At 60.2% G+C, this 13,447-nt stretch carries 13 protein-coding genes; 10 read left to right on the top strand and 3 right to left on the bottom strand.

Going from position 1 to position 13,447, the window contains the following annotated elements; translation table 11 throughout:
- Window positions 1-75: 75 nt before the first annotated feature.
- Window positions 76-957 (bottom strand): glucosamine kinase nucleotide-binding domain-containing protein, encoded by an 882-nt coding sequence (locus BM438_RS27650; protein ID WP_093640774.1) that lies wholly within the window; start codon window positions 955-957, stop codon window positions 76-78.
- A 140-nt stretch (window positions 958-1,097) separates the two neighbouring features.
- Here BM438_RS27650 and BM438_RS27645 point away from each other — a divergent pair, with 140 nt between their 5' ends.
- Together BM438_RS27645 and BM438_RS27640 are read left to right on the top strand one after the other, a co-directional pair.
- On the top strand, window positions 1,098-1,694 hold the full coding sequence (locus BM438_RS27645; RefSeq protein WP_093640771.1) for a DNA-3-methyladenine glycosylase I: 597 nt from the start codon (window positions 1,098-1,100) through the stop codon (window positions 1,692-1,694).
- Between the two features lie 327 nt (window positions 1,695-2,021).
- Window positions 2,022-2,447 (top strand): hypothetical protein, encoded by a 426-nt coding sequence (locus BM438_RS27640; RefSeq protein ID WP_093640769.1) that lies wholly within the window; start codon window positions 2,022-2,024, stop codon window positions 2,445-2,447.
- Window positions 2,448-2,577: 130 nt separating this feature from the next.
- Here the strand turns inward: BM438_RS27640 and rpsU are convergent, their stop codons facing one another.
- Together rpsU and BM438_RS27630 are read right to left on the bottom strand one after the other, a co-directional pair.
- Window positions 2,578-2,790, bottom strand: coding sequence for a 30S ribosomal protein S21 (gene rpsU, locus BM438_RS27635; protein ID WP_006050883.1), 213 nt, complete (start codon window positions 2,788-2,790; stop codon window positions 2,578-2,580).
- Window positions 2,791-3,148: 358 nt separating this feature from the next.
- Window positions 3,149-4,090, bottom strand: coding sequence for an aldo/keto reductase (locus BM438_RS27630; protein WP_093640767.1), 942 nt, complete (start codon window positions 4,088-4,090; stop codon window positions 3,149-3,151).
- A 267-nt stretch (window positions 4,091-4,357) separates the two neighbouring features.
- On the opposite strand from BM438_RS27630, the gene BM438_RS27625 reads away from it, so the two are divergent.
- From BM438_RS27625 to BM438_RS27590, 8 genes are all read left to right on the top strand, one after another.
- Window positions 4,358-5,503 (top strand): flagellin, encoded by a 1,146-nt coding sequence (locus tag BM438_RS27625; protein WP_093640765.1) that lies wholly within the window; start codon window positions 4,358-4,360, stop codon window positions 5,501-5,503.
- Window positions 5,504-5,662: 159 nt separating this feature from the next.
- Entirely contained in the window at window positions 5,663-7,177 is a 1,515-nt protein-coding gene (gene fliD, locus BM438_RS27620; protein WP_093640762.1) for a flagellar filament capping protein FliD, read from the top strand.
- A 3-nt stretch (window positions 7,178-7,180) separates the two neighbouring features.
- A complete protein-coding gene (locus tag BM438_RS27615; RefSeq protein WP_093640760.1) occupies window positions 7,181-7,495 on the top strand; it encodes a flagellar protein FliT in 315 nt (104 codons plus the stop codon).
- Between the two features lie 262 nt (window positions 7,496-7,757).
- Window positions 7,758-10,112, top strand: a complete 2,355-nt coding sequence (locus tag BM438_RS27610; RefSeq protein WP_093640757.1) for a tetratricopeptide repeat protein — start codon at window positions 7,758-7,760, stop codon at window positions 10,110-10,112.
- Between the two features lie 215 nt (window positions 10,113-10,327).
- A complete protein-coding gene (locus BM438_RS27605) occupies window positions 10,328-11,458 on the top strand; it encodes a DegT/DnrJ/EryC1/StrS family aminotransferase (RefSeq protein WP_093640754.1) in 1,131 nt (376 codons plus the stop codon).
- A complete protein-coding gene (locus BM438_RS27600; RefSeq protein ID WP_093640751.1) occupies window positions 11,448-12,158 on the top strand; it encodes a WbqC family protein in 711 nt (236 codons plus the stop codon). Before BM438_RS27605 ends, BM438_RS27600 begins: the two co-directional genes overlap by 11 nt.
- Entirely contained in the window at window positions 12,155-12,787 is a 633-nt protein-coding gene (locus BM438_RS27595) for a class I SAM-dependent methyltransferase (protein ID WP_093640748.1), read from the top strand. Before BM438_RS27600 ends, BM438_RS27595 begins: the two co-directional genes overlap by 4 nt.
- On the top strand, window positions 12,787-13,446 hold the full coding sequence (locus BM438_RS27590; protein WP_093640745.1) for an acetyltransferase: 660 nt from the start codon (window positions 12,787-12,789) through the stop codon (window positions 13,444-13,446). Before BM438_RS27595 ends, BM438_RS27590 begins: the two co-directional genes overlap by 1 nt.
- Window position 13,447 lies beyond the last annotated feature (1 nt).

The following is a 13,447-nucleotide window of genomic DNA, read 5'->3' as shown; positions in this document are numbered from 1 at the left end:
CGGGCAGCGTCAAAGATCGCATTTTACCGTTGTGCGCCGCATCCGAGAGATCGCACCCGGCGCGCCCGACGATTCTCAACCGCCGATGCGAGCCGCTTCGCGCCGCGCCAACTGCAAACCGCCGTGTGCCGAGTCCGCCAACGGCTCGCGCAAACGGGCTTGATAGCTCTGCGGCACGTACTCGCGCAAGGGTGCGCCGAGACCGCCGCACAGCGCGACCGGCAGGGTCTCCGAAGGGTCGAGCGCGGCAATCATCTTGCCCACTTCCAGGCCGGCTTCGCCGAGCAAACGCGCGGCAAACGGATGCGTGCGATGTGCAAAGACGATCGGCGCGAGCCTTGCGTAAGCGGTTTGATTGGCTTCGCACAGCCAGACCACGAGGCTGTCGCTGTCATGTGCGCCGGTGTGGGCGAGCAGCGCCTGCGCCAGATCGTCGTTGGGTACACGGCCGTCGGCCGCCTGCTGGGCGTACACGATGGCTCGCAGCCCAAGCCACGCGCCGCTCGCCTCGTCACCCGATGGGTAACCGAAGCCGCCGGCAGTTCGGCACTCGCCGTTGCCGTCAAGCACAGCCGCCTGACTGCCGGTGCCAAGCGCGACGACCACGCCCTGCGCGCCGCCGTGCGCACCAAGCAAGGTGGTGTACACATCGCTTTCCACCGCAAGCCCGGCTACCGTCGGCGCCTGCGCGCGAAACGCAGCCAGCCAGTCGCGGTTATTGACCCCTGCCAACCCGCAACCGAGTACGCAGCGCGCCCAGTCCAATGACATGTCGGCCCGTGCGAATGCGGCGGCGCAGCCGGCCTCAATGGCCTGCCACGCGCGTTCCACACCGAGGCCCAGCCCCGAGGGGCCGCTCGCCGCCTGCGCCAGTTCGCGGCCCTGCGCGTCGCCGAGTACGACTCGCGTACCCGTGCCGCCGCCGTCAATGCCGATCAGAAAGAGGTCTTTATTCATCGAATCGAGTGAGTTCAGGTGGTGAATAACGCATAGCGTGGCAGGTCAGTTTCAATCCCGCAATCGGCCGAATGGCCAGCTTGCGGCGCGCCCGGCTTCCGCTATGCTGACGGACGACATGACAACGCGGGAGCGCAAAAGTGACACAGCGATGCAACTGGGTATCGAGCGAAGCGCTCGCACACTACCACGACACCGAGTGGGGCGTGCCCTCGCGCGACGATCAGCATTTGTTCGAACTACTCGTACTGGAAGGCGCCCAGGCGGGATTGTCATGGTCGACGATTCTTAATAAGCGAACCGGCTATCGCCGCGCCTTCGCCGACTTCGACATCGACAAGGTTGCGCGCTTTACGCCCAAACAGGTCGATGCGCTGGTGCTGGACGAAAGTATCGTGCGCCATCGCGGCAAGATCGAATCGGCCATTACCAACGCGCGCGCAGTGCAGCAGATTCAGGCCGAGCACGGCTCGCTCGCCAACTTCGTATGGTCGTTCGTCGATCAGACGCCGATCCAGAACGATTGGGCATCGTATAAACAGGCGCCCGCATCGACCGAAATTTCGGACGCGCTCAGCAAGGGGCTGAAGCGCTACGGCTGCAAGTTCGTCGGCTCGACGATCTGCTATGCGTTCATGCAGGCGGTCGGCATGGTGAATGATCACGAGGCAAGCTGTATGTGCCGCGCGCGATGCGCGGCGCTTGGCAAGAAGGGACGCAATCGCAAGGCCGGCTGAAGCAGCGCAGCGGCAGCGGTTGGTAGCGCCTGGCGTAAAGCGTCTGAGGCGCCGCTCACGTTCCAGGCGAACGCCGGCCATCCGGTAAAGCCCTGTCTACGCTTTTCACGCGGGCAGTCGTTATAGAGATGGTGAGCGCTGGCCGCCACGGTGGCGGACGGTGTCGCCAGACCGGCATAAGCGGCAGAAAGGGCAAACGAGCCAAACCCGGGAATTGAAGGCTTTTCGCATTGCTAGTCCGGGCTTCATTAATTGGCGCGTATCCGATACTGCCGTTCATGCGCTCGAACAACGAATAACCGCTGCGTAACGCATGGGAGACCAACCATGAAAACCCTTAATTTCCTGACCCATCAGGAGATTTTCGACCAGGCCGTGGACCATCTGCTCGGCCAGAAACGCGCCGCCTTGCTACCGCGTGGCGGCGGCGCATACCGCGGCTACTGCGGCGGTTGCCCGGTCGGCAGCTTCATCAAGCCGCGCGACTACATGACTGCGATGGAAGGCGTTCCAGTGCGCTACATCGGCCGCGCGGCCACCGAGGTGCCTGCGTATATGGATGCCGGCATCTCTGCGCTCAAAAAGGCGCTCCTGCGCGCTCGCCTCAATGTCTACGACCCCGCCACAATCGCTCTGCTGAGTTGCCTGCAGAACGTGCACGACGTGTTCGGCACGTGGGAATGGCATGAGCGTCTGAGCTCGATTGCCCGGCAATTCGGCCTGTCCGCCGAGCGCCTGAAGAGCGCCGCGTAACGAGCCTCGGTGCGGCGGCAAAAACCCAACGTAAATCGACTCCCAAAAGCAAAACGGCGATGTGGCTTCTTTCGAAGCTCACACCGCCGTTCGGCGTACAGTGCGCGAAATGCAGCGCGAAAAAGCGTGCTTAGTGCAGCTTTTTCGGCAGCATCTGGCTGCGCAGGCGCTTGTGCAGGCGCTTCACAGCAGCAGCCTTCTTGCGCTTACGTGCCGTAGTCGGCTTTTCGTACGATTGACGCTCACGCAGTTCAGCGATCAGGCCATTCTTTTCGATTGCGCGACGAAAGCGGCGAATCGCCACTTCGAACGGCTCGTTTTCTTTCAGAAGAATCGTCGTCATGTAATTCCTAACTCAATCACTTGATAGGGGTAAATTGCGTGGCGGATACCGCTCACGCGCCGGCCCTCCGGTCGTTCCGATTCATGGCCAGTAACAGGCAAACGCGGGATAAATCCCGGCCAAACCACGAATGAAACGAGAGGCATAACGGCCACGGAGGCCGGAAAAGAGAGGTGGGGAGTTCACCGCGGAACGCGGACAGACGTAACACATATGCCGCGTCTGCTGCCGTTTCGCCAACCTTTCATCAATGAAAAACATTGACGAAACAGGCAAAGATCTCAATTCACTCCCGATGATATCAGGAAACTCTCCATCCTACCAGGGGTTTAGCGATCGCGCCAGGTCTCTGCGCGGGTCAGGCGCTTGCCTCGTCCAGCTCGCGGATATCGGTGCCGGTCAGCATCAGATGGACGGCGGCGGCCAGACTTTTGAGCTGGTCAACCGAGGTCGCGCTGGCAATTGGGGCCGTTACACTCGGGCGGGCGATCAGCCATGCCAGCGCGACCGTGGCTGGCGTGCTGCCGTGCCGCCCGGCGACCCGGTCGAGCGCGTCCAGAATCCGCAAACCACGCTCGTTCAGATACTTCTCGACCCGGCTGCCGCGCGCCTTGTTGGCCAGATCGGCCTGCGAACGGTACTTGCCGGACAGAAAGCCGCTTGCAAGGCTCCAGTACACCACCACGCTGAGCTGATTGGCGAGCGCCACCGGCTCGATGTCGCGCTCATACTCCGCGCGGTCGTACAGGTTGTACTCCGGCTGCAGCAACTGGTACTCGGGCAGCCCATGTTGGCGGGACACGGCGAGTGCTTCCTCGACGCGCGCGCCGCTGTAGTTCGACGCGCCGATCACCCGCACCTTGCCCGCCTCGATCAGCTTCTGATACGCGCCGAGGGTTTCGGCCAAAGGCGTTTCGGTGTCGTCGTCGTGAGAAAAATAGACATCGATGTAATCCGTCTGCAAGCGGCGCAGCGAATCCTCGACTGCCGCCTGAATGTTCGCCGCCGACAAACCCTTGCGCTGCGGGTGCTTCGAAACCTTGGTGGCGAGCACGATCCTGTCGCGCTTGCCGCTCCGCCTGAACCACTTGCCGATGATGGTTTCCGATTCGCCACCCTGGTTTCCCGGCGCCCACGCGGAATAGACATCGGCGGTATCGATAAAGTTGAGCCCCGCATCGACAAATGCATCCAGGATCGAAAAGGAGGTCGATTCATCGGCTGTCCAGCCAAATACATTGCCACCGAACATAAGCGGCGCGACCTCTAATTCGGAACGTCCAATCCGGAGTTTTTGCATGATTTTTCCAGGGTTTGTCACAAGAGGAAAGGAGAATACGCCGTCTTTTCAATACCTGCAGTGGATCTCCCGAACAAGGCTGCAAGCGTCTTGCAGACGGGTAGCGGCCCAACCGGCTCGAAAAACAATTGGGTCGCTATTGCACAAAGTTCCTCAAGTTTTTTTTAGACGCGCCGTCAACCTTCACTGAGGCGGCCAGCAATGAACGAGTGCTTCCGCCGATGCCAACGTGGCGTATTGGGCTCAAGGCTTATTTAGGAGATTTTCATGCTCGGAATCAATAGCAACATCAACTCGCTGGTTGCACAGCAAAACCTTAATGGCTCGCAAAGCGCCCTTTCGCAAGCCATCACCCGTCTGTCGTCGGGCAAGCGCATCAACAGCGCGGCTGACGACGCAGCAGGTCTGGCGATCTCGACGCGTATGCAAACGCAGATCAACGGCCTGAACCAGGGCGTGTCGAATGCGAATGACGGCGTGTCGATGATCCAAACCGCATCGAGCGCACTGTCCTCGCTGACGTCGAGCCTGCAACGTATCCGCCAACTGGCGGTGCAAGCATCGACCGGTTCGCTGTCGTCGAGCGACCAGGCAGCTCTGCAGAAGGAAGTGGCAGCACAGATCTCGGAAGTGAACCGTATCGCGTCGCAAACGACGTACAACGGCACGAACATTCTGGACGGCTCGGCAGGCAGCGTGACGTTCCAAGTCGGCGCGAACGTCGGCCAAACGATCACTCTGGATCTGAGCCAGTCGATGTCGGCAGCGCAGATCGGTGGCGGCTTGGTGCAAACAGGTCAAACGGTCGGCACGATCGCCGTGAGCCTCGACGCATCGGGCGCATACACCAGCTCGGGCGCCACGATCACATCGATCAACGTGCTGTCGGATGGCAAGGGTGGTTACACGTTCACGGACCAGAACAACACGGCTATCACATCTGGCGTGGCCGGCGCGATCTTCAGCGCAGGTACGGGGACCGGTACTGGTACCGCCGTCACTTCGTTGGCGCTGAACACTGCGGCACTTCCGACGACTGGAGCAGCTTCCACGGCTGCCGTGGCTGCCGTCGCACAGATCAACGCGATCAACAACCCGCCGACGGTTTCGGGCCTCGACATCAGCACGGTCACCGGCGCGAACGAAGCAATGGTCTCCATCGACAACGCACTGCAGACCGTCAACAACCTGCAGGCTTCGCTGGGTGCCGCACAAAACCGCTTCACGGCAATCGCAACGTCGCAGCAAGCTGAGTCGACCGACCTGTCGTCGGCACAATCGCAAATCACGGACGCCAACTTCGCACAAGAAACGGCGAACCTGAGCAAGGCGCAAGTGCTGCAACAAGCTGGTATCTCGGTGTTGGCGCAAGCTAACTCGAACCCGCAGCAAGTTCTGAAGCTCCTGCAGTAAGAGCTGACGCAGTAAGGTGAGGCGCCGCGCGCAAGTGCGGCGCCTCACCGGGTTTCAAGCAACGGGAGGCATGCCTCCCGCTGTGCATTCCGCTCAAGAAGTGATGTAGTAGCATCGCGCACCACCCAATACAGATTTCCAGACGCCCGGAGCCTCTGCATGTCCTCGATCTCAACCACGTCTACTGCTGCGTCGACCGCCGCCGCCAACTCAGCGCTGCAGTCGGCCGCTCAATCGATCATCAGTGGCTCGACCGGCAACTCGTCGATGGACGTGTCGACGCTCGTTACGGCACTCGTGAACGCGAAGACTGCCGGACAAACGGCGGCTCTGGCGGCGCAACAAACCACGGATAGCACCACGTTGTCCGCATACGGTGCCCTGAGTTCCGCGCTGGGCGCGCTGCAGTCGGGCATTGCGAACCTCGCCAACGGCACCACACTGTCGACTTTCGCGGCAACCACCAGCGGCACAGGTCTGTCGGCGACAGCCGGTGTGGGCGCGGTGGCCGGCACCTACTCGGTTGCGGTAACGCAGATCGCCAGCTCGCAGGCTTTGTCCTCGGCGGCGTTCGGCGCCACCACGCAATTGGGCACCGGTACGCTGACGGTTTCGCTCGGCGGCAAGTCGATGGACATCAGCGTCGACAGCACCAACAACACTCTCTCCGGCATCGCGTCCGCAATCAACTCCAGCAGCAGCAACCCCGGCGTCACGGCGACCATCGTGACCGGTACGGATGGTGCCCACCTGGTACTGCGCGCGGCGAACACGGGTGCCGCCAACGTCATCAACGTCTCGACTAGCAATGTCACGTCCGACACCGGCTTGTCGAGCCTCGGCGTGACCTCGACCGCGAGCACCACGGGCGGCCAATCGTCCATCACGTCGGCGAACTCGAGCAGTGCCTGGACGCAGAGTTCGTTTGCCCAGGACGCGGAATTCACGGTAGGCGGGATCGCTGCCAGCAGCTCAACCAATTCTGTGACGAGCGCGATTTCCGGCGTCACGATGAACCTGACGGCAGCATCCGCGGGCACCACGCAGACGCTGACCATTGCGACGGACACTGCGTCGCAAAGCACCGCGATCAACAACTTCGTCAGCCTTTACAACACCGTCGTTACGACGATGTCCACGCTCACGTCGTTCAGCTCCGGATCGTCGTCGCAAGGTCCGCTGCTGGGCGACTCGACGCTGCAAACCATCAAAAACACGCTGGCTTCAATCGTGGGCGGCTCGGTGGGCTCGGGCAGCACCGGCACCACGCTGGCTTCGATCGGTATCACGTTGAAGGACGACCCGGCAGACGGCACGATGGTGGTCGACAACTCTGCACTGAGCACCGCACTGACGGCTAACCCGGCCACGGTCGCCTCGCTCTTCAACTCGACCAACGGCATCGCCGAGCAGTTGAACAGCAGCATTACCACCTTTACGCAGACCGGCGGCATCATCGATACGCGCAACACCGCGCTGAACGCCGATCTGAAGAGCATCACCACACAGCAAACGGCGCTGGCCGATTACACTGCACAATTGACGAGCCAGTATCAGGCGCAATTCACCGCGCTGAACACGCTGATGGCGACGATGAACAACAATTCGCAGTACCTGACCGCCCTGTTCGGCGGCACCAACAGCGCCGGCGCGCTGGCGACCAACAAGAGCTAAGCCATGGACCCGATCGAAATGAACCAGACGGAGTTGGTCGAACGCCTGCTGTCGATCACCCGAGAAATCGAACAGGCGGCCTCACTCGCCGATTGGCCGGAAGCGGCCCGTTTGACCGAAGCGCGTTCCCCGCTGCTGATGTCGCTGTCGGCGGATCAGGAACCAGCCGCGCTGGAAATGATCCGCCGGATTCAGGGCATCGACGCGACGCTGCTCGCCGATGCGGAAACCACCCAGAACGAACTGCACACTGAGTTCGAAGCCGCGATCGGGCGAACCAGGGCCGCCGGCGAATATCAGCGGATGGCTCGCTTGTAGGCTATTCAGGGCCTGTGTGACGGCCATTGTCCGGCCCGAAGCGGCCGCACAAACCCGCTTGACCCAACAATAAGAACTACGCGCTGAAGTGAGGGCGCGCTCGTTCCCTCAGCCCGCCTCGTGCGGGCTTTTTTCTTGTCTTCCGGATTCCCACAGCCCGCTCCATACGGCAAACAGGCGGCTTTTTCACCGTCATCTCCTCGTATCGGAATGCCTCGCCTGGTCGCACAATTTCCTTCATAGACCATTCTGCGCTGACACCATGACTCTCCTGTACGAGCAGCCGACCGCTGAACCCTTGACGCCCGAACAACAGCTTGAGCAGGACATCGCTCTGGTATTGCAGACTGCGCTGGAGCATCACCACAAAGGTGAATTCAGTGACGCGGAAGCGCTGTATCTCGCCATTCTGGAGGCTAAGCCCGGTCACGCCGACGTCAGCTACAACCTCGGCGTGCTATGCGTGCAAACCGCGCGGCCGGCGGATGCGCTCCCCCACTTCGAACTGGCACTCGGAGCGGCGCCGCAAAACGGTCAGTACTGGATTGCCTATGTCAGCGCGTTGGTGGACGCCGGCGAAACGGCGGCGGCATGGCTCGCGCTCGAAATAGGTCAGAAGCAAGGACTGAAAGGGCCGGCTGTCGACGGCCTGGTCGCGCGGATGACCAATCCTGATGTAGTCATCCAAACGTTCCCTGCATCATCCGCCGAGAAGCAGACACCGCGAGAGCGACACGAGACGTCCATCAATCCGGACTTCGTTGAGACAAGCCGCACTGCCGATCGCAGCAAGTCAGGCATTGCCGCAGGACGCCGAGTGAGCCAGCAGGACTCGAGCCGCTTCACGACTCTCTACAACAAGGGCCGGGTTGCCGAGGCGATCAAACTCGCGCGCACGCTCACACAACGCTTCCCGGCAGACGGCTTCTCCTGGCGCAGCCTCGGTATCGCTCTGCATCGCCTCGGCCAATACGACGAAGCGATCGCCCCCCTTCGCAAGGCCTCCGATCTCATATCGGACGACCTCGAAAGCCGCATCGTGCTGGCCGATACGTTGCGCCTAAGGGGACAGCACGCCGAGGCGGAGCAGGAGTGCAGGGGCATCATCGCCACCAATCCCAATCATAGCGAGGCGCACCGGATCCTCGGGATGGCGCTAGTCGCACAAGGCCAAGCTCAAGACGGCTTGGCCAGCGCGCGCCGGGCCGTAGAATTGGCTCCGAATCAGGGCACCACGCACAGCACGCTCGGCGTGTTGCTGCTAGAGCAGGGTTTCATGGCAGATGCCGAACAGAGTTTTCGCCATGCCCTGGAAGCGGACCCGAAAGACGCCATCGCGCACGATAACTTTCTGTTCGCACTGACGCACAACCCCAAGATCGATACACAGGCGCTGCTTGCCGAGCACATTGAATTCGCCGAGCGTCACGAGGCCCCTGTGCGCGCGCTTTGGCCACGCCATTCGAACAATCGCACACCCAACCGTCAACTGAAAATCGGACTGGTTTCAGGGGACTTGTTTCAGCACGCGGTAGCGACTTACCTACAGCCCGTACTGGAGCACCTTTCCCTCGACAACGGCCTGTCTCTGCACGTCTACAGCAATCACATCCGGGAAGACAGCTATACGCAGGCGCTGCGCGGTTTCGTAAAAACCTGGCAACAGATCACAGGTATGCCTGACGAACAGCTCGCCGAAAAGATCCGTCAGGACCGTATCGACGTACTGATCGACCTTTCCGGTCACACGGGTCGCAATAGACTGTTGACGTTCGCTCGCAAGCCAGCGCCGGTTCAAGCCAGCTGGATTGGCTACCCGGGCACGACAGGACTCAACGCGGTCGACTACTATCTCGCCGATCCTTTCCTTGTGGCGAGTGAAAAGCAGGAAGCGCAGTTCGTCGAAAAAATTGCCTATTTACCGGCCGTTGCGCCGTTTCAGCCGCCCGCAGCCTGTCCGCCGGTCAACTATCTGCCCGCGCTCCATAACGGCTATATCACCTTTGGTAGCTTCAACCGGATCAACAAACTGCATCCCGAAGTGATCGCTCTGTGGGCTCAGTTACTGCATTCAGTTCCCAACGCACGCATGGTGGTCGGCGGCTTGCCGACGGGCAACGTCCAGGAAATGATCGTCGACTGGTTCGCTGCGGAAGGTATCGCCCGTGCGCGGCTCGAGTTCCTGGCGCGCGCCAATACGGCTGCCTACATGCAGCAACACCACCGAGTCGATATCTGCCTCGACACGTTTCCCTATACGGGCGCGACCACTACGCTGCACGCATTGTGGATGGGCGTACCGACACTTAGCATCGAGGGAGACACGATCCCTAGCCGCGGAGGCGCGCAATTACTTGCGCACAGCGGACTCAAAGAGTTTGTCGCCGGCAGCAAAGAACAGTTTTTGCAGAAGGGACAGTACTGGGCCGCAAACTTTGATGCTCTCGCCGAGTTGCGTTCGAGCCTGAGGGGGCGTTGCGCGCAATCTCCCGTGTTTCGTCCGGAGATCATCGCACAAGGCCTCTCTCGCGCGCTGCGCACCATGTGGGAGCGATGGTGCGCCGGCGAGCCGCCCGCGTCTATCGACGCCTGGTCGTGGCAGCAAAGCTCCGAGTAGAAACACACGCGACGGAGACCGGAAGCCGACCGCTCCGTCGCTGCCCCGTCAGGAGCATTCACTGGAATTGGCCCGCATTCGACCACCTGATTGACAGATCGAGCGCCATACATCGGTGACACACTCTCCTCAAGCTGGCCTGCTTCGCAAGCGCGGCAACAGCCCACGGCAATCGGCCGGCAAGTTAAGTCTGGAGCGCCCCAATGAAAGGTCCAATGGATCAGCTGATCCCAGTCACGCAGCCCTTCCTTCCACCGCTGGATGAATTTCGTCCCTACCTGGAACAGATCTGGGCCAGCAAATGGGTCACGAATAACGGGCCGTTCCACGCTCGCCTCGAACAATCGCTGTGCGACTACCTCGGTGTAGAACACCTTTCACTGTTTTCGAACGGCACGCTGGCGCTGATCACCGCGCTGCAGGCGATGAAAATAAGCGGTGAAGTCATCACCACGCCGTTTAGCTTCGTGGCCACCACGCACGCGTTGCACTGGAACGGCATTCGTCCCGTATTCGCCGATATCGACCCGAACAGCATGAATCTCGATCCGGCGAAGATCGAAGCCGCGATCACTCCGCAGACCACGGCAATCCTGCCTGTGCACGTCTACGGCAATCCCTGCGCAGTCGAAGAAATTGGCCGGATCGCCGACAACTACGGCCTGCGGGTGTTGTACGACGCGGCGCACACATTCGGCGTGCGCCGAGACGGCCGCTCGGTACTCGAATTCGGCGACATGTCAGTGTTGAGCTTTCATGGCACCAAGGTTTTCAACACGTTCGAGGGCGGCGCGATCATTTGCCAGGACGCCAAGACCAAACGCCGCATCGACCATCTGAAGAACTTCGGCTTTGTGGACGAAGTGACGGTGGTCGGACCAGGCATCAACGGCAAGATGAACGAAATTCAGGCCGCATTCGGCCTGCTGCAACTCGAGCACATTGACCACATTCTGGCCGAGCGCGCGAAAATCGACGAACGCTACCGTCTTGCATTCCAGAACGTCAGAGGGTTGCGCCTGCTGGACGTGCCGAAAAATTGCACGCGCAACTACTCGTACTTTCCGGTTCGCGTAGGCAGCGAATTCCCGGTGAGCCGCGACGCGCTCTACGACGCATTGCGCGCCAATAAAATCGCCGCGCGACGCTATTTCTATCCGCTGATCAACGAGTTTCCGACGTATCGGGGACTGCCGTCCGCAGCACCGTCAAATCTGCCGATCGCGACGGAAATCTCGCGCGAAGTGCTGTGCCTGCCGATTTTCCCGGGGCTCGACGTGCGTACGCAGGACCAGATCATCGATATCGTGCTTAACGCCGCGGGACTGTCGCAACATGCAAGCTGATCGCCGGCTGGCCATCATGCAGCCGTATTTTTTCCCATATCTCGGGTACTTTCAGTTGATGGCCGAGGTCGACACGTTCGTCATCTACGACGACGTGAATTTCATCAACCGCGGCTGGATCAATCGCAACCAGATCAACCTCAACGGCTCAGCGCACCTGTTCACGGTGCCGCTTAAACAGGCAAGTCAAAACCGCCTGATTTGCGATATCGAACTCGCCGACGACGCTACATGGCGCGGCAAGATCGTCAAAACCATTCATCAAGCGTACGCGCGGTCGCCTCAATTCGAGCGAGTCTTTCCTCTCGTCGAACAGATTGTGCAGCATTCCGCCAGCAATCTTGGAGATTATCTGCGCCACAGTTTGATGGCTGTGCGCGATCACCTTGGGCTCGCGACGCAACTCGTCGACACTTCGCGGCGTTACGAGAATAAAGAACTCAAAGCGCAAACACGCATCATCGACATTTGTCGGCGCGAGCGGGCGACTACCTACATCAATGCGATTGGCGGTCTTGAACTGTATAACCGCAACGATTTCGAGCAGCACGGCATACAGTTGCGCTTCCTGAGGCCAGCATTGCCGCGATATGTGCAAGCCGGCAAGGAATTCCTCGCGGGCCTCTCGATCATCGACGTTCTGATGTGCAACGACGCCGCAACCGTCACAGACATGCTGAAAGGTGGAACGCTGTCATGAGTGAGAACTATCACGCGCTCATCCGCCACTACGAGAGCTGCCTCGAGAAATTCGGCGACTCGCATCGTGGCGTGGACTGGCCGAGTGAGGCTGACGCGGCCACGCGTTACCGCGTCATGCTCGACCTGGTGAAGCCGGCGGGCGTACCCGGCACGCTGCTGGATTTCGGCTGTGGCGCGTCACACCTCTATCAATACATGCAGGAGCGGCAGATCGCCGGGCTCACGTATTCGGGCCTCGATGCATCGCAAGCTTTTTGCGATCTGTCGCGCAGCAAATATCCGAAAAACGAGTATCTATGCCTCGATGTGCTGACAGCGCAGGAACAACTCGGCCAGTTCGACTACATCGTCATGAACGGTGTGTTCACCGAAAAACGCCAGCTTTCGTTCGACGACATGTTTGCCTTTCTCAAGCGCATGTTGAAGGTGATTTTCAGCAAGGCGAGACGCGGCATTGCCTTTAACGTCATGTCGAAGCAGGTAGATTGGGAACGCGATGACCTGTTCCATCTACCGATCGCCGATCTGACCGATTTTGTTGTGAGAGAACTGTCCCGGCACTATGTCGTGCGCAACGACTACGGCTTGTACGAGTACACCACGTATATCTACAGGGAGCCCCAGTAATGGCTAACGTGCTCATTTTCGGTCTGAACGACTACGCGGAACTGGCGCATTACTATCTGGAGCACGACTCCGCACATCACGTCGCGGGGTTCTGCGTAAATCAGGCATACCTGCCGGAGGGCCGCACCTATAAAGGTCTTCCGGTGATCGCCTACGAAGAAGTGGAAGCCACGCATCCGCCCGCAGACTTCGAATTTTTCGCACCGATGGCGCCCAAGCATATGAACCGCGACCGGGAGCGCATTTTTCTCGGCATCAAGGAAAAAGGCTACCGAATGACGAGTTACGTCAGTTCGAAAGCCACGGTCTTCGACAACGAAATCGGCGAGAACTGCTTCATCCTGGAAGACAACACGCTTCAGCCATTCACGCGTATCGGCAACAACGTCGTGCTGTGGAGCGGCAATCATATCGGCCATCATGGTCAGATCGACGATCACGTCACAATGACGTCGCACGTCGTTATGTCGGGCCATTGCAAGATCGGCGCTTACAGCTTCCTGGGCGTCAACGCGACGCTGCGAGATGGCATCACCCTTGGCGAAGGTACCTTCGTCGCGATGGCGTCGGCTATTGCAAAAAGTACGGAGCCTTGGTCTGTGTACAAAGGCAATCCCGCGCAAAAACTCGCGATGGCCAGCACGGACCTGAAGTTCTAGG

The sequence above is a fragment of the Paraburkholderia aspalathi genome (genome assembly GCF_900116445.1).
In the GTDB taxonomy this organism is placed as follows: domain Bacteria; phylum Pseudomonadota; class Gammaproteobacteria; order Burkholderiales; family Burkholderiaceae; genus Paraburkholderia; species Paraburkholderia aspalathi.
Note: the sequence above shows the minus strand (reverse complement) of the source record. Positions and strands in the feature narration are given on the sequence as shown.